Below are 20284 nucleotides of genomic sequence, written 5' to 3'. Positions count from 1 at the left end.
GCCCAATCCCTACTGGTAGCCCGGCGGGATCTATGGATATACTGTCTGAAATAAGGAATAAATTCTCAAAGGAACACAATGCGTAAATCACCTCTTGTTATTGCCGCTGCGCTGGCCTTTCTGCTCGCTGGCTGCGATAACAAAAAAACCACCACCGATGATCCCGGCAAACCTCCGGTTGTAGAAACCCCACAGTCAACCGACAACGGTGAAGACATCAAGGCCGATTTGTCGCTTATGGGCGAAATCGTCAATAACAACGAAGCGGAAGTGAATAAGCTTCGGGAAAGCATTAAATGGTTTAGTGACAAAGACGAGCAGGAAATGCTTAAGGAAACTCTTGCCCGCTCGCGCAAATTGCAGGAAAACGCAAACAGCCAGCTACGGGCCCTGACGCTAAAAAGCAAGGAAGGCGAAGGGCTGCGCCATAAACTGATCGATTCCAATAATATGGCGATCAAAATGGCCGAGCTGGCCAGCGGCGAAACCGTCAGCGAGGAAGACAAACAGTCGCTTGAGCAACTCGGCAAGCAATTTCTCGCCCTGCAAATGGATATCATGCAGGAAGTGAACGCGCTGGCCGTGAAATATAACTGGCAATAACACCGGCCGCTGCCTGTAGAGCGGCCCCCCTGCGCCATTAAACAATCGGGGAAACCGCCTGCGCGTTCAGCCTGTCTCGTTAACACGCCGCGCCTTGGGCGCATCGCCCACGGCGCGCCAGTTTTGGCTATAATACGCCAGCCTGCGCCTCCACCACCGCCAGCGCGACCATATTGACGATGCGGCGCACTGACGCAATAGACGTCAAAATATGCACCGGTTTCGCCACTCCCATCAGCACCGGCCCAACGGTCACCCCTTCAGAGCTGGAAACGCGCAACAGGTTATAGCTGATTCGCGCCGCTTCCATATTCGGCATAATCAGTATATTGGCCGCCCCCTTAAGTGGGCTGTCCGGCATACGGTCATTGCGGATGCTCTCAACCAGCGCCGCATCGCCGTGCATTTCACCGTCTATCATCAGTTCCGGCGCTCGCTCGCGCACCAGCGCCAGCGTTTCACGCATTTTCAGCGCGCCCGGCGCATCCGATGAGCCGTAGTTAGAGTGAGACAACAGCGCTACCTTCGGCTTAATACCAAAGCGACGCACCGTTTCTGCCGCCATTAGCACAATTTCGCTCAACTGCGCAGGCGTAGGATCGGCATTAACATAGGTATCGGCAATAAATGTATTGCCGCCTGGCAGCAGCAGCGCGTTCATTGCGCCCGCGGCTTTTACGCCCTCACGATAGCCGAACAACTTCTCCACCACCGTGAAATGCTCATGATACTCACCGATAGTGCCGCAAATCAGCGCATCCGCTTCGCCACGGTGCACCATAATCGCGCCAATTACCGTGGTATTGCTCAACACCGCGCGCTGCGCCTGCTCCTGCGTTACGCCGCGACGCTTCATAATAGTGTAATATTCGTTCCAGTACGCTTTATAGCGCGGATCGGATTCGTTGTTTACAATTTCGAAATCACGCCCCGGCTGGATCTGAAGCCCAAGTTTCTGGATACGCATCTCAATCACGCTCGGGCGGCCGATAAGGATCGGCTTCGCCAGCCCCAGCGTCACCAGCTCCTGGGTAGCATGCAGCACGCGGGTATCTTCCCCTTCCGCCAGTACCACGCGCTTGGGCGATTTGCGCGCCTGGGAGAAGATGGGTTTCATAAACAGGTTGGTTTTATAAACAAACTCAGTAAGCCTGTCAGTATAGGCGTCAAAGTCTTCAATGGGCCGCGTCGCCACGCCGGAATCCATCGCTGCCCTGGCCACCGCTGGCGCGATTTTTACAATCAGACGGGGGTCGAACGGTTTTGGAATCAGGTATTCCGGGCCAAACGACAGCTCCTGATCGCCATAGGCTGACGCCACCACCTCGCTCTGCTCGGCATGGGCCAGTTCGGCAATGGCGTGTACTGCCGCCAGCTTCATTTCTTCATTAATAGCCGTAGCCCCGGCATCCAGCGCACCGCGGAAGATAAACGGGAAGCAGAGTACGTTATTAACCTGATTTGGAAAATCAGAGCGCCCTGTGCAGATGATGGCATCCGGGCGCACCGCTTTCGCCAGCGGCGGCATAATTTCCGGCTCCGGATTCGCCAGCGCCAGAATCAGCGGCGACGGCGCCATTTTTTTTACCATTTCCGGCGTTAAGACTTTCGGCCCGGAACACCCCAGGAAAATGTCCGCGCCTTCAATAACCTCTTCCAGGCTGCGCCGGCCATCATCATCCACCGCATAAGCAGCTTTGGTTTGCGCCATATTCGCTTCGCGGCCTTTATAGATAACGCCACGCGAATCGCAGACGACAATATTATGTTTTTGCATACCGAGCGCCGCCAGCAGGTTCATGCAGGCAATGGCGGACGCCCCGGCCCCGGACACCACCAGCCGTACGTCGGAAATAGCCTTTTTTACCACCCGCAGGCCGTTGAGTACCGCAGCGGTACAAATAATAGCGGTGCCGTGCTGGTCGTCGTGAAACACAGGGATATTCATGCGCTCACGCAACTTTTGCTCAATATAGAAACATTCAGGCGCTTTAATATCTTCAAGGTTGATGCCGCCAAAAGTTGGCTCCAGTGCGGCCACAACGTCAATCAATTTATCCGGGTTGGTTTCGTCAACTTCAATATCAAATACGTCAATGCCGGCAAACTTTTTAAACAGCACGCCTTTACCTTCCATCACCGGTTTGCCCGCCAGCGCGCCGATGTTGCCCAGCCCCAGCACCGCCGTGCCGTTAGAAACTACCGCCACCAGGTTGCCGCGCGCGGTGTATTTGTGGGCAGCCAGCGGATCTTCTGCAATTTCCAGGCAAGGCACGGCCACGCCTGGAGAATAGGCCAAAGCAAGATCGCGCTGGGTTGCCAGCGGCTTGGTGGGTGAAACCTGTATTTTTCCCGGAACGGGAAACTGATGAAAATCGAGGGCGCTTTGTTTTAACTGTTCATCCATCGTGTTTTACCTGTGAATTTATTCTGAAAATCTGCCGGGTTATAGAACCGTTAAGTATCTCCCGTACGCAGCGTCTAAACTTTGAAGAACGCCATACTCTCGGCAACGGACGCCAATCGTTGTTAATTAATTTTTGACAAAATGTTGCATAGCCCAAACAACAGTATTATGCCCTTCTGCTATGCTTTTTTGTTATGCGTCACAAAATATTCACCTCGAGGAAGCGCAGAAGCGCAATATAAGCAATTGATAAACATGGAGTTTATAAAATGAACCAGTTAGAAGCGATCAAACAGTTCACCACCGTCGTTGCCGACAGCGGCGATATTGAATCTATTCGCCATTACCAGCCGGAAGATGCCACCACTAACCCATCATTACTGCTTAAGGCCGCCGGGTTGAAAAACTACGACCCGCTGATTGAAGACGCGCTGGCCTGGGCGCGCAAGGCAGGCGGCAACCGCGAACAGCAAGTTATCAACGCCTGCGACAAGCTGGCGGTAAACTTCGGCGCGGAGATCCTCAAAAGTATACCGGGGCGCGTCTCTACCGAAGTCGACGCCCGGCTCTCCTTTGATAAAGAAAAAAGCATCGCCAAAGCGCGCCGCCTGGTTGCGTTATATAAGGAGCAGGGCGTTGATCCATCACGTATCCTGATTAAACTCGCATCGACCTGGGAGGGCATTCGAGCGGCCCATGCGCTGGAAAAAGAGGGTATTCACTGTAACCTGACGCTACTTTTTTCCTTCGCGCAAGCCCGCGCCTGCGCCGAAGCGGGCGTATTTCTGATTTCGCCTTTTGTCGGGCGTATCTACGACTGGTACAACAGCCGCAAGCCGCTGGATCCCTATGTGGTGGATGAGGACCCAGGCGTAAAGTCGGTACGCAATATTTATGACTACTACAAGCAGCACAGTTACGAAACTATCGTCATGGGCGCCAGCTTCCGACGTACCGAACAAATCCTCGCGCTGACGGGCTGCGATCGCCTTACCATCTCGCCAAACCTGCTTGAAGAGCTGCAAAAAAGCGAGCAGCCAGTCATACGCAAACTAATCCCAACACCGCAAAAATACCATCGCCCGACGCCGATGAGCGAAGCGGAGTTCCGCTGGGAGCACAACCAGGACGCGATGGCGGTGGATAAACTGGCTGAAGGTATCCGACTGTTCGCTATCGATCAGCGCAAACTTGAAGATCTGCTTGCCGCCCGACTTTAATCCGACATGGAGTAAACTATGACTCGCCAGGCACTTGCCAACGCCATTCGCGCCCTGAGTATGGACGCGGTACAAAAAGCTAACTCCGGGCACCCCGGCGCGCCGATGGGAATGGCGGATATCGCCGAAGTACTGTGGAATGACTTCCTGCGGCATAATCCGGGCAATCCGGCCTGGTACGATCGCGACCGCTTTATTCTCTCCAACGGCCACGCCTCGATGCTGCTCTACAGCCTGCTTCACCTCACCGGCTACGACCTGCCGATGGAAGAACTGAAAAACTTCCGCCAGCTACATTCAAAAACGCCAGGCCACCCGGAACTGGGCTATACGCCTGGCGTCGAAACGACCACCGGCCCACTTGGGCAGGGGCTGGCAAACGCCGTAGGGCTGGCCATCGCCGAGCGCACGCTCAGCGCGCAGTTCAACCGGCCAGGGCATTCTCTCATCGACCATTACACCTATGTGTTTATGGGCGACGGTTGCCTGATGGAGGGGATCTCCCACGAAGCCTGCTCGCTGGCCGGTACGCTGGGGCTTGGCAAACTGATTGGCTTCTACGACCACAACGGCATCTCGATTGACGGCGAAACGGAAGGCTGGTTTACCGACGATACCGCAAAACGCTTTGAAGCCTATCACTGGCATGTCGTGCATGAAATCGACGGTCACGATCCGGCGGCGATTAAGCGTGCAATTGAAGAAGCGCAGCGCGTAAAAGACAAACCCTCGCTGATTATCTGCCGCACCGTTATCGGCTTCGGCTCGCCTAATAAAGCAGGCAAAGAGCAAGCGCATGGTTCACCGCTCGGCGCCGAGGAGGTCGCGCTGGCGCGTAAAAAGCTCGGCTGGAACGAACCGCCGTTTGTCATTCCAGAGGATATCTATAAGGGCTGGGATGCTCGCGAAAAAGGCGCCAGGGCCGAATCCGAGTGGAACCGTACCTTTGCAGCCTATAAACAGGCTTTCCCGGAACAAGCGGCTGAATTTGAGCGCCGCATGCGCGGCGAACTGCCAAAAGACTGGGAAAAAACTACCACCGCACTGGTAAAAACCTGGCAGGACGACCCGGCTAAAATCGCTACCCGCAAAGCGTCGCAAAATATGCTTAACGTGATTGGCCCGCTACTGCCGGAACTGCTCGGCGGGTCGGCGGACCTGGCGCCCAGCAATCTCACGCTCTGGTCCGGTTCAACCTCGCTAAAGGAGGATCCCGCCGGTAATTACATCCACTACGGCGTGCGCGAATTCGGTATGACCGCTATTGCTAACGGCATCGCTCACCACGGTGGATTTATACCCTATACCGCCACGTTTTTGATGTTTGTGGAGTATGCGCGCAACGCCGCACGCATGGCGGCGCTCATGAAAGCGCGTCAGATAATGGTTTATACCCATGATTCCATCGGGCTTGGTGAAGACGGCCCCACGCACCAGGCCGTTGAACAACTCGCCAGCCTGCGCCTGACGCCCAACTTCAGTACCTGGCGGCCATGCGACCAGGTGGAAGCGGCAGTGGCATGGAAAGCAGCGCTTGAGCGCCATGACGGCCCGACGGCGTTAATACTGTCGCGCCAGAATCTGGCGCAAATGACGCGAACGCCGCAGCAGCTTGCTGACATCGCCCGCGGCGGCTACGTGCTTAAGGCGTGCAACGGCAAACCGGATGTTATCCTGATAGCCACCGGCTCCGAAGTGGACATTACCGTCCAGGCGGCGGATGCACTGGCGCAGGAAGGCATCAGCGCGCAGGTGGTGTCGCTGCCGTCCACCGATGTGTTTGATGCGCAGGAGGAAAGCTGGCGCGAATCTGTGTTGCCGTCTGACGTCAGCGCGCGCGTGGCGGTGGAAGCCGGGATTGCCGATTACTGGTACAAATACGTTGGATTAAAAGGCGCAGTCGTCGGTATGACCCGCTTTGGCGAATCAGCGCCCGCCGAAAAGCTGTTCGCGTATTTCGGTTTCACCGCCGAAAACATCGTGGAAAAAGCGCGCCAGGTATCAGGGCGCTAGCGTTGCGCTGAGCGGATGGTTTATCCACAGCACGGGCCAGCCAACCGGCCCGTGCCAACCGTCACACGCCGGTTCGGCGGCATAGCGTATAAGCCGAAATTGCTGACCGTCAAAACGCCAGCGCGTCGCCACGCCGCAATCGCCAATTCCTCTGTTTTTCTTAAGCGTTCTCAGCTCTCCGGTCTGCTCATCAAAGACGCTGTTCATCAGCTCCAGCCGTCGGCCGTGGCCTGGCGGTTGAAACGGCAGCACCAGTTGAACCGGCGTCGCCGTTACAGGCTCGCTGCGCGATACAAACCAGGCTAAATCAACGATATTCCACGCTCCCGCTTCGCAGTTAACCAACACCAGCGCTGTGGTATTCGACAACGCATACGCTCTTACCGACTGGCGCATCGGCGAGAGAGAGCAGCGGCTGGTATTCATACGCCAGGCTGCATAGTCCAGCAGCGCGCTTCGCTCCTGTGAAGACAGCGGCGGCACGCTGTACGCCTGCTTCACACCGGCCGCCGCCTCTGGCGTCGAAGCCGCCGTATGCCGCGGGCGGGCGTTAATATAGGCCAGCGCGGCATTAAACCCCTTCAGCGACAACTTGCCCGGCCCCTGCTTTAGCGTAATCACCTCGCCTTCGCCGATTGTGTGTAAAAAGGCGTCCACGGTGGCGGCATCGTCAGTAAAAAGCATATGTTCGCTGCTGTGCCATTTACCGGCGAGAACCAGCGGCTCACCGTCAAGCTCCAGGCGCGACATAAAGTGCGATTGCGGCGCAAGCACGCTGCGCTGAAGGCCCGCTTCCCTGCGTAACCCCACCCCAATATCGCCTTTTTCACCACGCTCAAGCGTCATCACCAGCCCCTGATGCTGGCCGGTATTGCGCGCCAGGCAAAGGTTAAGGTTGTTGCAGGTGACCTGCCAGTCGGCAAAGCTGCGCTGCGCAGGGTCAGCCTGTGCCGGAACAACGCAGCAAAGCAAACAACACAGCAGCAAAAGTTTAAATGGATAGAACATGAATAAGGCGTTCCGGCAGGATCTTTGATGGTCGAAATATGCGCATATCTTTGACTGTGGCGCTGCGCCACTCAATCAGATTTTTCAGATTACGCTATAGCGCGTATGCCGCGCTATCCGGCTTGTGACGGCGGTTCACATCACGCCTCGTAGCTGTAGTTGTTGCAGTAAAATAACCGTTTTACCATCACGGATTTCACCCCGGCGTACCATCTCCAGCGCCTGGCTAAACGGAAGTTCCAGTACGTCTATCTCCTCATCGTCCACGCCGCCGCCGCAGCCGGTGCGCTGCGCGTCGCTGTATTGCGCTATAAAGAAATGAATAAGCTCGGTCACCCCGCCGGGCGACATATACAGCTCAAAAACTTTCTCTACCTCGCCAACCTGATAGCCGGTTTCTTCAATGGCCTCCTTGCGCGCGCACGCTTGCGGCGCATCCTCATCCAGCAGCCCGGCGCAGCTCTCAATCAGCATGCCGTCGCCATTGCCGTTTAACCAGGTTGCTACCCGAAACTGGCGCGTCAGCACCACGGTTTTCTTCTCACGGTTATACAGCAAAATGGTCGCGCCGTTGCCGCGATCGTACACTTCGCGGCGATGACGCACTACCTCGCCGCTGCGGCGCGTGAGATCGTAGGTAATATTGCGAAGAACAAAATAGTTATCCGAAAGAATTTTATCTTTGATAACGCGGACATTCAGCGACATAGCAGCTCCATCACAACAGCCGATGCATCATAGTATCCGCTCCGTCAGCGTTTGTCGCGAAACGTAAAAGCCGCCCGGGCGCGCAGGCGGCAAAACAGCGTTAAAAACCGTTTTTTACTTCATGCATATCCGGCAATCTGTGCGCGATGCCCTTGTGGCAGTCAATGCAGGTTTTACCCTCTGTAATGGCCTGGCTGTGCATTTTTGCCGCCACCGTTTTCTGCACGGTAAAGTCCATATTGTTGAAATTATGGCAGTTTCGGCATTCCTGAGAGTTATTATCTTTCATCCTTCGCCACTCGTTCTGCGCCATAGTCAGGCGATGCTGTTCAAACTTTTGCGGCGTGTCAATAACGCCGAACAGCTTACCGTACAGCTCTTTACTGGCCTTGATTTTGCGCACCATCTTCGGCACAAACTCATGCGGCACGTGACAGTCCGGGCAGGTTGCACGCACGCCGCTGCGGTTATTATAGTGCGCCGTCTCCATATATTCTTCGTACACGGTATTACGCATCTCATGGCAGCTTATACAGAACTGCTCGGTATTGGCCGCCTGCATACCGGTATTAAAGCCGCCCCAGAACAGGATTCCGGCTCCAAAGCCCAGTAGCAGCAACGTTCCCAGCGCCAGACGGCTCGGGCGCCGCCACCACTGCCAGAGGCGACGAATCAAACCTGGTTTTTTATTATCCATCCTGCGCCTCACTGACCAAAGCCTTTAGAAGGTTCAAAGGTATTACCGACAATAGGCGCAGCATCGGCTTGCGGCACATGGCACTGAAGGCAGAAGTAGCGACGCGGCGCGACGCCGGAGAGCACCTTACCGTTGCTGTCCATAAAATGGGTCGGGCTGATACGCGGCGCGCCGGTGCTGCGATAATGCTCCACGCCGTGACACGCCAGGCAGCGGTTCGTGCGGGTAGAGACCTGATAGCCGTCCACGCTGTGCGGGATCATCGGCGGCTGGTTTACGTAGTTCAGCGCCATACGCTCCTGTTGCTTCGGCATACGCGCGGCTTCCTGTACGCCGGATACCTCCGGCGACTGACTCAGATCCACCGCGTCCACCGCCAGCGCAGCGCCGCTCATTATTAACATCAGTGCCGCCATGCAGCTCAAAAGGCTTCCTTTACGGACAGGGCTTTTCATGATTTTGCTCCCGAACTCCAACGTGTCGTTATTGTAAGAACCTCTTCGGCACAGATATCCACACAGCGGCCGCAGGCGATGCAGTCGCGATGAGTAACCCGCGCCGGGCTCTCTTTATTCAGCACCGGGGCGCGCAGTACGTGCGGCTCCGGGCAAATGTGAAAACAATCCATACAGCGTGTGCACTTATCGCGCCCCGCCGCGCTAATCTCCAGCGCGCCTTTCGCGCCCGCCAGGCCATAGAGCGCGCCCAGGGGACAAAGATGTCCGCAAAAACCGTGCTCCACGATCAGTAAATCAAAGACAAAGAGCGCCGCCAGCAGCCAGACGCCGGCGCCGAAGCCGAAAATCAGCCCCCGCCCCATCAGCGATACCGGATTCAGCCATTCCCATACCATGCCGCCAAAAGCGGCGCTGCCCGCCAGCACCAGTATCAGCACTACGTAACGCAGCGAACGCGGCAGCGCCGCCGAGCGGGTAATGCCAAACCGCCGCCGCAGCCAGGCCGCCAGGTCGGCCAGGGGGTTGACCGGGCAAACCCAGCCGCAGAAAACGCGTTTGCCGATAAGCGCATAACCCGCCAGCACGACGGCTGCTCCCGCCAGCGCCAGAGCGCCAGGCAAATGGCCGGCGGCCAGGCTTTGCAGAATCATTAACGGATCGCTTAGCGGCACCGTATTAAGCAGCAGGCTACCGCTGTAATTTCCGTGCAGAATCCACACGCCAAATCCTGGCCCGCTCAGAAAAAGCCCCAGTATCAGCAGTTGTGTAATGCGGCGCAGTACCAGCCAACGCAGGCTACGCCAGCCGCCCTTTTTGGCCCAGGCGTCACGCCCGGCGTCTCGCTTAAGGTTTGCCATTACGCCCCTCCAGCCAGCTAAAGCGATAGTGATGCCCCAGCTCGCCCTTCGCCAGATAGCGCGGCAGCACTTTTATCGCCGCGACTTCCAGAACGCAGGCCTTCTCGCACTTGCCGCAGCCGGTGCAATCGCTGCTGTGTACCGTGGGTAAAAAGCGTGCATGCTTGCCGGTGCGGGCGTTGCGCTCCCGCTCCAGGGTGATGGCCCTGTCGATAGACGGGCAGACGCGGTAGCACACATCGCAGCGCAGCCCCTGAAAGTTAAGGCAATTTTCGTGGTCGAGCAGCACCGCCAGCCCCATGCGCGCTTCGTCAACAGAGGTCAGCGCATTATCGAGCGCGCCGCTTGGGCAGGCCGCGGCGCACGGGATGTCTTCACACATTTCACAGGGAATATCGCGCGCTACGAAGTACGGCGTCCCGGCGGCGTCGCCGGTGACGAGCGTCGCCAGCTTTAGCGTATCGTAGGGACAGGCCTGCACGCACTGCCCGCAGCGCACGCAGGCGCGGGAAAACGCCGGCTCCGGCAGTGCGCCTGGCGGACGCAGACGCACCCCGCTTGCCTGGCTGCGCTGCTGTTGAATTCCCAGCAGCGCGACGACAATCCCCAACCCGCCCGCCGCCCGCGCGGCGTCGCGCAGGAAGCGGCGGCGTGCCGGCGTCGACGCGTCCTTACGTGGCATGGCTTACACCTTCACCAGCTTGACGGCGCACTTCTTGAAATCCGTTTCGCGGGAAAGCGGATCGGTGGCGTCCAGCGTCAGGTTGTTGACCAGTTGTCCCGCATCAAAGAATGGCATGTAGACCAGGCCTTTCGGCGGCGTGTTGCGCCCACGGGTTTCGACAGTGGTCAACACTTCGCCACGCCGCGACACCACTTTTACCTTCTCCCCCCGACGCAGACCGCGATCTTTGGCATCCAGCGGGTGAATAAACAGCACCGCCTCCGGGAAGGCGCGATGCAGTTCGGGCACGCGGCGGGTCATGCTGCCCGTATGCCAGTGCTCCAGCACGCGGCCGGTGGAAAGCCACAGGTCGTACTCTTGATCCGGGACTTCTGCTGCAGGTTCATACGGCAGCGCAAAAATGACCGCTTTTCCATCCGGTTTGCCGTAAAACGTAAAGCCTTCGCCAGCTTTCACATACGGGTCGTGACCTTCGCTGTAGCGCCACTGCGTCTCTTTACCGTTAACAACCGGCCAGCGCAGGCCGCGCGCTTTGTGGTAATCGTCAAACGGCGCCAGATCGTGCCCATGACCGCGACCAAAGGACGCGTACTCCTCAAACAGCCCTTTCTGGATATAGAAGCCCAGCTCGCGCGCTTCGTCATTCAGCTGATCATCCTTAAGTTCGCTGAGCGGATACCGGCGAACGCGCTCGGTGGCAAACAGCACGTCATAGAGCGTTTTGCCGCGCATTTCCGGGCGCTGCGCCAGCAGCGTTTCAGGCCAGACATCATCGGTTTTAAAGCGTTTTGCAAAACTCACTAACTGCCAGAGATCCGATTTTGCCTCACCCGGCGCTGATACCTGCTGGCGCCAGAACTGAGTGCGACGCTCGGCGTTACCGTAGGCGCCTTCTTTTTCCACCCACATAGCGGTCGGCAGTATCAGATCGGCGGCCAGCGCGCTTACGGTCGGATACGGATCGGAGACAATGATAAAGTTGCGCGGATCGCGCCAGCCCGGCATGCGCTCTTCGTTGATATTCGGACCAGCCTGCATATTGTTGTTGCACATCACCCAATAAACATTGAGCTTGCCGTCTTTGAGCGCCCTGTCCTGAGCCACGGCGTGCAAACCGACTTTCGCAGGAATAGTGCCTGCGGGCAAACCCCACTCTTTTTCCGCGATCTGGCGATGTTTTTCGTTAGTTACCACCATATCCGCCGGCAGGCGATGAGCAAAAGTGCCTACCTCGCGCGCCGTACCGCACGCCGAAGGCTGCCCGGTAAGCGAGAACGGGCCGCAGCCCGGCTGCGAGATTTTGCCGGTCAGCAGATGAATGTTGTAACAAAGATTGTTGGCCCACACGCCGCGTGTATGCTGGTTAAAGCCCATCGTCCAGTAGGAGATAACTTTTTTATTCGGGTCGGCATAGAGCTTCGCCAGGCGTTCGAGCTGATCTTTCGGCACGCCGCTCATCTTGTGAGCTTTGTCAAGGGTATAATCGGCTACAAAGGCCTTATATTCGTCAAAACTCATCGGTTCAGAAGCGTCAGAACCGGGGTTCTTCGCCGCTTTTTCCAGCGGGTGCTCCGCACGCAGGCCGTAACCGATATCGGTCGCGCCGCGGCGCAGGCTGACGTGGTTTGAGAAGAAGTCCTGGTTCACCGCATTGTTCTGGATAATGTAGTTAGCGATGTAGTTAAGAATCACCAGGTCTGTCTGCGGCGTAAAGATCATGCCGTTGTCCGCCAGTTCAAAACTACGGTGACGGAACGTAGACAGTACGGCCACTTCCACATCGTCATTAGCCAGGCGACGGTCGGTGATGCGTGACCACAGGATCGGGTGCATCTCCGCCATATTAGAGCCCCACAGCACGAACGCATCGGCCTGCTCGATATCGTCATAGCATCCCATCGGCTCATCCATGCCAAAGGTGCGCATAAAGCCCACTACCGCAGAAGCCATACAGTGGCGCGCGTTCGGATCGATATTATTGGAGCGCAAGCCCGCCTTGAACAACTTAGCGGCAGCGTAGCCTTCCCAAACCGTCCACTGACCGGAGCCGAACATGCCGATGCTGTCCGGACCTTTCTCTTTAAGCGCGGCCTTGAACTTCTGCTCCATCACGTCGAACGCTTTTTCCCAGGTGACCGGGGTGAACTCGCCCTGCTTGTCATATTCGCCATTGCGCATACGCAGCAACGGCTGCGTCAGGCGGTCTTTACCGTACATAATTTTCGGCAGAAAGTAGCCCTTGATACAGTTCAGGCCCCGGTTGACCGGCGCGTCCGGATCCCCCTGGCTTGCCACCACGCGCCCGTTTTGCGTGCCCACCAGCACGCCGCAGCCGGTGCCGCAGAAGCGGCACGGCGCCTTGTCCCATTTAATGGCGTCAGATTGCCCCACTACCGCACGAGCGGCTGAGGGGATGCTGATACCGGCTGCCGCTGCGGCGGCGGCAACGGCATTAGCTTTCATGAAGCTACGACGACTGAGTTTCATGGCGTTTCCTCACCTGTACTTTCTTGCTGGTGGTAGACCAGCGAAACGGCCAGCACGCCCGAAATTTCACGCGCTGACTCAATATTGTTCAGCAGCGCTCGCGACGAACCTGCTTCCATTACTACCGCCAGCTTGCCGGTGGCGGCATCGCTGACGGCCACTTCGCTACCGGGCAGCGCGTTTAGCGCCGCGCTGACTATGGCGATATTCTCTGGCCGGGTCTGAACCATCAGCCCGCATACCTGCCAGCTATTACTCATTACAACTCCTTAAATTCGATCGCGAAAACCGGGCACCCCGCCGCACACGCCCCGCAGGCGCTACACCTTTCGGGAACGATTTGCGGCCTTGCAACGCCTGCGCGCGTTGGGCGAAAGCGAATCGCGCGTTCGGGGCAGGCGTCTTCACAACTGCGGCACTCAATGCGGTTTTCCGCCAGGCAATGCGCGCCAACGGCTGCCTGATAACGCCAGGGCAGGCTGTCACGTGCGACGAATAGCGCTTCAGCGCAACTTTCCGCGCAGGCATAGCAGAACGTACATTCACCGCGGTGAAAATCGACAACGGGAAAGCCGCCTGCGCCACGTATCACAATGCCTGTCTCACAGGCCTGAACACAGGCATCACAGCGGGTACATACGGCGGTAAACGCTACGTCTGCGCGGCTCCACGGCGGCCGCATCGCGCCCGACTGGCCGCGAAAAGCGCCGGTCAGTAAGCTACGTCGGGAGCATTCAGCCATGACTGTTCCTTAACTCATCAATCCGGGAGTTACGCTGCATTTTTCGTCAGTGGGGACGTCGGAGGGAGACAGCGGTATACCCCTTATCTCTGGTGTCGGTAAAATATTCGACCAAAGAGCCCAGCGCATCACCCTTAAGGGGTAAATGCCGTTGCCCGATCAAGATTAAAGCGATTATGTGTAAAAGCGGCGCACTCATGGTTAAGTTATGCACATTCAGGCGCGTAGCCTGCACGGTCGTTAATCAAACAAATGACGGGGTTAAATACGGCGCTGTAATTAACAGGTCGCCTAACGGCAACATGTTACACTTAGTAGGTATCCCGGAAGACGCGCTGGCAAGGCGAATTGCGCTTTACGCCTGTGTTGAAAAATAGCGCTGAGCGCATAGCTATTCTCACCTGTTCACTTTCCACGGCGCGTTACGCGTTTTACCCATCGATACCGCCGAAAAACCCGCAGAATGTAATAGTGACGTTATGCATATTTTACGCGCAGGTAGCAGGTAACGATTAAAGCAAGCAAAGCGCCGTAATTCCCTCTTTATCGGGTTTTCGCTACCGTTCATTTCTGGTACGTTGCGGCCATATTTACAGGAGAGATAACGATTGATCATGGTTAAGCGCCCGGTATCCACCAGTCTGGCTCGCGCCTTTTTTTATATCGTGTTGCTCTCTTTACTGACTACCGGCATGGCGCTGTCCATGCTTGCCAGCAGCATGCGTGACGCGGAGGCCATTAACCTTGCCGGCTCGCTGCGTATGCAGAGCTGGCGGCTTGGTTATGATTTGCAGGGCAAGCGCGACAGCCTGACGCGCCACCGCGCGCAATACGAAAAAACGCTGCGCGCGCCGCTGCTCAGCGCGCCCGGCTGGCTGGCGCCGCAATCGGTGCGCGAACGTTACGCCACGCTTTATCAGGCCTGGCAAGAGATGGACGCCCGCCTCGCCCGCGGCGATCTGGGCTGGTACCAGAAAAATATTGACGACTACGTCGCCCAAATCGATCTTTTCGTCCTCGCGCTCCAGCACCACGCAGAAAGCAAAATGGCGCTGGTCGTGGCCGTATCCGCCATGGGCTTTTTCGCCATTTTTACGCTGGTGTTCTTTACGCTACGCCGTATTCGCCGCCAGGTGGTGGAACCGCTGAATGCGCTGGTGGCGGCCAGCCAGCAGGTGGAGCGCGGCGTTTTTACGCCGCCTGAGCTAAATGCCCATCTCCCTAACGAACTCGGGCTTCTGGGGCACACGTTCACCCGCATGGCGGGCGAACTGCGTAAGCTCTATCAGTCGCTTGAAGCGAATGTGCAGCAAAAAACGCAAAGCCTGAAAGAGGCCAATCGCCGCCTGGAAGTGCTGTATAACTGCTCGCAGGCGCTGAGCGCCAGCACGCTCAATCGCCGCAGTTTTGAGAGAATACTCACTATCTTACGCCAGGATACCCAGCTTACCGCCGTTGAAATGCGCACTAACGACAACTGGCTATTGCAGGACGGCATGCCTGACGCCAGCGCTTCCTGGAGCAGCACCCCGGTGCTCCTGCTGGACAACGTACTCGGCGAGCTGCGCTGGCAAAGCCAGGCGGCCGCGCCTTCGAACCAGTTAATGGAAAGCGTGGCGAATATGCTGGGACGCGCCATTGGATTTAACCAGGTTCAGAAACATCGTCAGCAACTGTTGCTGATGGAGGAGCGCGCCACCATCGCCCGTGAACTACACGATTCACTCGCCCAGGCGCTTTCCTATTTACGCATCCAGCTCACCCTGCTCCGTCGTGCGCTACCGGAGGAAAACCACGATGCACACGGCATAATTAACGATTTTTCCCAGGCGCTGAACGATGCCTACCGGCAACTGCGCGAACTCTTGTCTACGTTCCGCCTGACGTTACAGCAGGCGAATTTTACCGCAGCGCTTAAAGAAACCCTTGTTCCGCTACGCGCGCGCAGCGCCGCGCGAATCACGCTGGAATCCAGCCTGCCGGATCAGACTCTGGACGCTCAGCGCCAAATCCACCTGCTGCAAATTATTCGCGAGGCAGTGCTTAACGCTATCCGCCATGCCGACGCGCGCACCATTGCGGTACGCTGCTTTAGCCCTACGCCCGGCGTACACGAGGCTGAAATCGTGGACGACGGCTGCGGCATTGCGTCGCCTGAAGAGCCAGAAGGCCATTATGGCCTTAATATTATGCAGGAGCGTGCCGAACGTTTAGGCGGCGTGCTGACAATTTCCCGTCCGCCGCAGGGCGGCACCCGCATTTGCGTGCGCTTTTGCGCCGCTGCGGACACCAAAGCCGATAATGATGCTTATAACGACAACACCAGCAATTTACCCGGGAGCACGATATGACTAACAACAACAGCTATCAGGTTCTGATAGTGGACGACCACCCGCTGATGCGGCGCGGCATTCGCCAACTGCTGGAGACAGAAGCAAGCTTCGACGTTGTGGGCGAAGCCAGCAACGGCGCAGAGGCGATAAGCCTGGCCAACCGCCTTGAACCGGATCTTATTTTGCTGGATTTGAACATGAAAGGCCTGAGCGGGCTTGACACGCTGCATGCGCTACGTCGCGACGGTATCAGTTCACGCGTGGTTGTTTTAACCGTCTCCGATGCGCCTGCGGATATTTACGCGCTGGTGGACGCCGGCGCCGACGGCTATCTTCTTAAAGACAGCGATCCGGAAACGCTGCTGGATAATATCTTTCAGGGCGCAATACACGGCGACGCGTTCAGCGAACAGGTGAAAGCGCACCTGGAGCGCCGTAAAGATCATCAATCGCAAAGTTCGCCGTTCGCCTCGCTCACCGAGCGCGAACTTGATGTCGTTCAGGAGGTGGCTCGCGGTCTGTCTAACAAACAAATCGCCGACACGCTGCATATCTCCGAAGAGACGGTAAAAGTGCATATTCGCAACCTGCTGCGCAAACTTAATGTGCGTTCACGCGTGGCTGCCACCGTGCTGTTTCTGGAAAACCGCGGCCTGTAATTCCCTGTCGCAGGCCGCATCAGGCCTGCAAGCCTAAGGTACTTTTACATTTTTTCCTTATTTTCTCCACGATTGTAATGCGGGAAACGGTTACAGTGCTGCGGCTATCCATTAACACACGTCCACGCGTTCACGAGGTTTTTACTGCATGGCGAATTTTTTTATTAATCGTCCTATTTTCGCCTGGGTATTAGCAATTCTTTTGTGCCTGACGGGCACGCTGGCCATTTTTTCGCTCTCCGTTGAGCAGTACCCGGATCTTGCGCCGCCGAACGTGCGCATTAGCGCCAGCTACCCCGGCGCCTCGGCGCAAACGCTGGAAAATACCGTCACTCAGGTTATCGAACAGAACATGACCGGTCTCGATAACCTGATGTATATGTCCTCCCAGAGCAGCAACACCGGGCAGGCTTCCGTCACACTCAGTTTCAAAGCAGGCAGCGACCCGGATGAAGCCGTCCAGCAGGTGCAAAACCAGCTTCAGTCCGCTATGCGCAAACTGCCGCAGGCGGTACAAAATCAGGGCGTAACGGTACGCAAAACCGGCGATACCAACATTCTGATGATCGCCTTCGTCTCTACCGATGGCAGCATGGATAAACAGGATATTGCAGACTATGTCGCCAGCAACATCCAGGATCCCATGAGCCGCGTCAACGGCGTGGGCGACGTGGACGCCTACGGCACCCAATATTCCATGCGCATCTGGCTTGATCCTAATAAACTCGCGGCTTACCAGCTCACTACGCAGGACGTGATAAACGCCATTAAATCGCAAAACAGCCAGGTCGCGGTAGGCCAGCTCGGCGGTACGCCATCTGTAGCCCTGCAGGCGCTTAACGCTACGGTCAACGCCCAGTCATTGCTGGAAACGCCGCAGCAGTTTCGCGCCATTACGCTGCGCGTAAATCGCGACGGCTCGCTGGTAACGCTAAACGACGTAGCGCAGGTGGAGTTGGGCGCGGAAAAATATGACTATCTCAGCCGCTATAACGGCATGGCCGCCTCCGGGCTTGGCATCAAGCTTGCCTCAGGCGCCAATGAGATGGAAACGGCAAAACAGGCGCTGACCCGCCTTAAGGAATTGTCGCAATATTTCCCGCACGGGCTGGAATATCGCATTGCCTATGAAACATCGTCTTTTGTAAAGGCCTCTATCATCGACGTCGTCAAAACGCTGCTCGAAGCAGTGGTGCTGGTCTTCGCCGTGATGTACCTGTTTTTGCAAAATTTCCGCGCGACGCTCATTCCTACTATTGCGGTACCGGTTGTTCTGCTTGGCACCTTTGCCGTGCTGTGGCTGTGTGGATACAGCATTAACACGCTGACAATGTTCGCGATGGTGCTGGCCATCGGCCTGCTGGTGGATGACGCCATTGTCGTCGTAGAAAACGTCGAGCGTATTATGAGCGAAGAAGGCCTGTCGCCGCGCGCCGCCACGCGCAAATCAATGGGGCAAATTCAGGGAGCGCTGGTCGGCATTACGATGGTGCTGTCGGCGGTGTTCGTACCGATGGCGTTTTTCGGCGGCACCACCGGCGCCATTTACCGCCAGTTCTCTATTACGATTGTTTCATCAATGGTGCTCTCTGTGCTGGTTGCGCTCATCCTTACGCCCGCGCTGTGCGCTACGCTTCTCAGGCCGCTCAAAAAAGGCGAGCATCACGGCCAGCGCGGTTTCTTCGGCGCGTTTAACCGCGGGTTTAACCGTTACGCGCAGCGCTATGAAAACAGCGTTGGCAAAATCCTGCGCCGCTCCCTGCGCTGGCTGGTAGTCTACGTTCTGCTGCTCGGCGGTATGGTATTTCTGTTTCTACGCCTGCCCACCTCGTTCCTGCCCCAGGAAGACAGGGGCGTATTCACAACGTCAGTCCAGCTACCGCCTGGATCCACTCAGCAACAAACGCTGAAAGTGGTGGAGCGCATTGAACAGTACTATCTGACCCAGGAGAAAGACAACGTGCGCTCAGTCTTTGCCACCATCGGCTCCGGGCCTGGCGGCAACGGCCAGAACGTGGCGCGTATGTTTGTGCGCCTCAAAGACTGGGACGAACGCAATGCCCGTACGGGCACGTCGTTCGCCATCATCGAGCGGGCCACCCGCGCATTCAGCGAAATCAGGCAGGCGCGCGTCTTTGCCAGCAGCCCGCCGGCCATCAGCGGTCTTGGCAATGCCGCCGGATTCAATATGGCGCTTGAAGATCACGCAGGCCTGGGCCATGATGCGCTGATGGAAGCCCGCGACCGGCTTCTGACGCTCGCGCAGAGCAATCCGAACCTAACGCGCGTGCGCCACAACGGCCTTGACGACAGCCCACAACTGCAAATTGATATCGATCAACGCAAGGCGCAGGCAATGGGGATTTCCATTGATGATATAAACAATACGCTGCAAACCGCCTGGGGCTCAAGCTATGTAAACGACTTTATGGATCGTGGGCGCGTCAAAAAAGTCTATGTGCAGTCGGCGGCGGAATTCCGCATGCTGCCAGAGGATATTAACGCCTGGTATGTGCGTAACAGCAACGGCGAGATGGTGCCCTTCTCCACCTTCGCCACCTCGCGCTGGATAACCGGCTCGCCGCGCCTTGAGCGCTATAACGGCTACTCCTCGCTGTCGATTGTTGGCGAGGCGGCGCCCGGCGTCAGCACCGGTACGGCCATGAGCATCATGGAAAACCTGGTCAAGCAGCTACCGGGCGGCTTTGGGCTGGAATGGACGGGCATGTCATACCAGGAGCGTCTGTCCGGCGCGCAGGCGCCCGCACTGTATGCGGTATCGCTGCTGGTTGTGTTTCTGTGTCTGGCCGCGCTGTATGAAAGCTGGTCAATACCCTTCTCGGTTATGCTGGTGGTGCCGCTCGGGGTCGTCGGCGCACTGCTCGCAACCTGGCTGCGCGGGCTGGAAAACGACGTTTATTTCCAGGTCGGGCTGTTGACGGTTATCGGATTGTCGGCCAAAAATGCGATACTTATCGTTGAGTTTGCCAACGCGCTTAACGCCAGCGGTAAAGATCTTCTCGCTGCCACGCTTGAAGCATGCCGCCAGCGCCTGCGGCCTATTCTGATGACCTCGCTGGCGTTTATTTTCGGCGTGCTGCCCATGACAATCAGCAGCGGCGCGGGGTCCGGCAGCCAGCACGCGGTAGGCACCGGCGTCATGGGAGGTATGATTTTTGCAACCGTACTCGCCATATTTTTTGTGCCGCTATTTTTTGTGCTGGTTCGCCGCCGCTTCCCAATGCGGGAAACCGCGCCGGATTAAGCGCTTGTCGTACACTAACGAGACCGGGCGGGCGCTTTTTTAGCGCTAAGACGCCGTATCAGCGCATCGTTTCTTAAAACGGACGTTACGGTTTAGCCAGCATCAGTTCGATAAACGTTTTCCAGTACCCCAGTTCAGCTTC

16 protein-coding genes are annotated in these 20284 nt (G+C 57.1%); 6 read left to right on the top strand and 10 right to left on the bottom strand.

Annotation, left to right across the window (positions count from 1 at the left end; all coding sequences use genetic code 11):
* Nucleotides 1–78: 78 nt before the first annotated feature.
* Nucleotides 79–603 carry a hypothetical protein gene (locus JJB97_RS09275; RefSeq protein WP_238713742.1) on the top strand — a complete coding sequence of 175 codons (525 nt, stop codon included), beginning with the start codon at nt 79–81 and terminating at the stop codon, nt 601–603.
* A gap of 127 nt (nt 604–730) precedes the next feature.
* Here the strand turns inward: JJB97_RS09275 and maeB are convergent, their stop codons facing one another.
* The gene (gene maeB / locus JJB97_RS09270; protein ID WP_238713741.1) at nt 731–3010 is read right to left on the bottom strand and encodes an NADP-dependent oxaloacetate-decarboxylating malate dehydrogenase; all 2280 of its coding nucleotides are present in this window, start codon (nt 3008–3010) and stop codon (nt 731–733) included.
* Between the two features lie 269 nt (nt 3011–3279).
* Between maeB and tal the strand changes: the two genes are divergently transcribed.
* Entirely contained in the window at nt 3280–4230 is a 951-nt protein-coding gene (tal, locus tag JJB97_RS09265; RefSeq protein WP_238713740.1) for a transaldolase, read from the top strand.
* Between the two features lie 18 nt (nt 4231–4248).
* Nucleotides 4249–6243: a transketolase gene (tkt, locus tag JJB97_RS09260; RefSeq protein ID WP_238713739.1), complete on the top strand. Its 1995-nt coding sequence runs from the start codon at nt 4249–4251 to the stop codon at nt 6241–6243.
* Here tkt and JJB97_RS09255 read toward each other — a convergent pair.
* The 9 genes from JJB97_RS09255 to napF all read right to left on the bottom strand — a co-directional run bounded on the left by JJB97_RS09255 (nt 6232) and on the right by napF (nt 13885).
* Nucleotides 6232–7251 (bottom strand): DUF1176 domain-containing protein, encoded by a 1020-nt coding sequence (locus JJB97_RS09255; RefSeq protein ID WP_238713738.1) that lies wholly within the window; start codon nt 7249–7251, stop codon nt 6232–6234. The two genes, tkt and JJB97_RS09255, sit on opposite strands and share 12 nt — an antisense overlap.
* Before the next feature lie 135 nt (nt 7252–7386).
* Entirely contained in the window at nt 7387–7959 is a 573-nt protein-coding gene (nudK, locus tag JJB97_RS09250) for a GDP-mannose pyrophosphatase NudK (RefSeq protein ID WP_238713737.1), read from the bottom strand.
* 100 nt (nt 7960–8059) lie between these two features.
* Nucleotides 8060–8656, bottom strand: coding sequence for a cytochrome c-type protein NapC (gene napC / locus JJB97_RS09245; protein WP_238713736.1), 597 nt, complete (start codon nt 8654–8656; stop codon nt 8060–8062).
* Nucleotides 8657–8664: 8 nt separating this feature from the next.
* Nucleotides 8665–9111, bottom strand: coding sequence for a nitrate reductase cytochrome c-type subunit (gene napB / locus JJB97_RS09240; RefSeq protein WP_238713735.1), 447 nt, complete (start codon nt 9109–9111; stop codon nt 8665–8667).
* Nucleotides 9108–9971: a quinol dehydrogenase ferredoxin subunit NapH gene (napH, locus tag JJB97_RS09235; RefSeq protein WP_238713734.1), complete on the bottom strand. Its 864-nt coding sequence runs from the start codon at nt 9969–9971 to the stop codon at nt 9108–9110. The genes napB and napH overlap by 4 nt, the downstream gene beginning before the upstream one ends.
* On the bottom strand, nt 9958–10653 hold the full coding sequence (gene napG, locus JJB97_RS09230) for a ferredoxin-type protein NapG (RefSeq protein ID WP_238713733.1): 696 nt from the start codon (nt 10651–10653) through the stop codon (nt 9958–9960). Before napG ends, napH begins: the two co-directional genes overlap by 14 nt.
* A gap of 3 nt (nt 10654–10656) precedes the next feature.
* Entirely contained in the window at nt 10657–13143 is a 2487-nt protein-coding gene (gene napA, locus JJB97_RS09225) for a nitrate reductase catalytic subunit NapA (RefSeq protein WP_238713732.1), read from the bottom strand.
* A complete protein-coding gene (gene napD / locus JJB97_RS09220; RefSeq protein ID WP_238713731.1) occupies nt 13140–13403 on the bottom strand; it encodes a chaperone NapD in 264 nt (87 codons plus the stop codon). The genes napA and napD overlap by 4 nt, the downstream gene beginning before the upstream one ends.
* A complete protein-coding gene (napF, locus tag JJB97_RS09215; protein ID WP_238713730.1) occupies nt 13403–13885 on the bottom strand; it encodes a ferredoxin-type protein NapF in 483 nt (160 codons plus the stop codon). The genes napD and napF overlap by 1 nt, the downstream gene beginning before the upstream one ends.
* Nucleotides 13886–14499: 614 nt before the next feature.
* Between napF and narQ the strand changes: the two genes are divergently transcribed.
* The 3 genes from narQ to acrD all read left to right on the top strand — a co-directional run bounded on the left by narQ (nt 14500) and on the right by acrD (nt 20142).
* On the top strand, nt 14500–16236 hold the full coding sequence (gene narQ / locus JJB97_RS09210; protein ID WP_238713765.1) for a nitrate/nitrite two-component system sensor histidine kinase NarQ: 1737 nt from the start codon (nt 14500–14502) through the stop codon (nt 16234–16236).
* On the top strand, nt 16233–16877 hold the full coding sequence (narP, locus tag JJB97_RS09205; protein ID WP_238713729.1) for a nitrate/nitrite response regulator protein NarP: 645 nt from the start codon (nt 16233–16235) through the stop codon (nt 16875–16877). Before narQ ends, narP begins: the two co-directional genes overlap by 4 nt.
* 148 nt (nt 16878–17025) lie before the next feature.
* The gene (gene acrD / locus JJB97_RS09200; protein WP_238713728.1) at nt 17026–20142 is read left to right on the top strand and encodes a multidrug efflux RND transporter permease AcrD; all 3117 of its coding nucleotides are present in this window, start codon (nt 17026–17028) and stop codon (nt 20140–20142) included.
* Nucleotides 20143–20284: the final 142 nt, after the last annotated feature.

Origin of the sequence: Tenebrionibacter intestinalis, from assembly GCF_016632365.1 — a bacterium.
GTDB classification, from domain to species: domain Bacteria; phylum Pseudomonadota; class Gammaproteobacteria; order Enterobacterales; family Enterobacteriaceae; genus Tenebrionibacter; species Tenebrionibacter intestinalis.
Note: the sequence above shows the minus strand (reverse complement) of the source record. Positions and strands in the feature narration are given on the sequence as shown.

Excerpts from the sequence above, each read along its gene's own strand:
- tkt (WP_238713739.1), top strand. The coding sequence starts at position 4,249 with ATGACTCGCCAGGCACTTGCCAACGCCATTCGCGCCCTGAGTATGGAC.
- narQ (WP_238713765.1), top strand. The coding sequence starts at position 14,500 with ATGGTTAAGCGCCCGGTATCCACCAGTCTGGCTCGCGCCTTTTTTTAT.
- acrD (WP_238713728.1), top strand. The coding sequence starts at position 17,026 with ATGGCGAATTTTTTTATTAATCGTCCTATTTTCGCCTGGGTATTAGCA.
- napF (WP_238713730.1), bottom strand. The coding sequence starts at position 13,885 with ATGGCTGAATGCTCCCGACGTAGCTTACTGACCGGCGCTTTTCGCGGC.
- tal (WP_238713740.1), top strand. The coding sequence starts at position 3,280 with ATGAACCAGTTAGAAGCGATCAAACAGTTCACCACCGTCGTTGCCGAC.
- narP (WP_238713729.1), top strand. The coding sequence starts at position 16,233 with ATGACTAACAACAACAGCTATCAGGTTCTGATAGTGGACGACCACCCG.
- napH (WP_238713734.1), bottom strand. The coding sequence starts at position 9,971 with ATGGCAAACCTTAAGCGAGACGCCGGGCGTGACGCCTGGGCCAAAAAG.
- napG (WP_238713733.1), bottom strand. The coding sequence starts at position 10,653 with ATGCCACGTAAGGACGCGTCGACGCCGGCACGCCGCCGCTTCCTGCGC.
- JJB97_RS09275 (WP_238713742.1), top strand. The coding sequence starts at position 79 with ATGCGTAAATCACCTCTTGTTATTGCCGCTGCGCTGGCCTTTCTGCTC.
- napB (WP_238713735.1), bottom strand. The coding sequence starts at position 9,111 with ATGAAAAGCCCTGTCCGTAAAGGAAGCCTTTTGAGCTGCATGGCGGCA.
- napA (WP_238713732.1), bottom strand. The coding sequence starts at position 13,143 with ATGAAACTCAGTCGTCGTAGCTTCATGAAAGCTAATGCCGTTGCCGCC.
- napC (WP_238713736.1), bottom strand. The coding sequence starts at position 8,656 with ATGGATAATAAAAAACCAGGTTTGATTCGTCGCCTCTGGCAGTGGTGG.
- JJB97_RS09255 (WP_238713738.1), bottom strand. The coding sequence starts at position 7,251 with ATGTTCTATCCATTTAAACTTTTGCTGCTGTGTTGTTTGCTTTGCTGC.
- napD (WP_238713731.1), bottom strand. The coding sequence starts at position 13,403 with ATGAGTAATAGCTGGCAGGTATGCGGGCTGATGGTTCAGACCCGGCCA.
- nudK (WP_238713737.1), bottom strand. The coding sequence starts at position 7,959 with ATGTCGCTGAATGTCCGCGTTATCAAAGATAAAATTCTTTCGGATAAC.
- maeB (WP_238713741.1), bottom strand. The coding sequence starts at position 3,010 with ATGGATGAACAGTTAAAACAAAGCGCCCTCGATTTTCATCAGTTTCCC.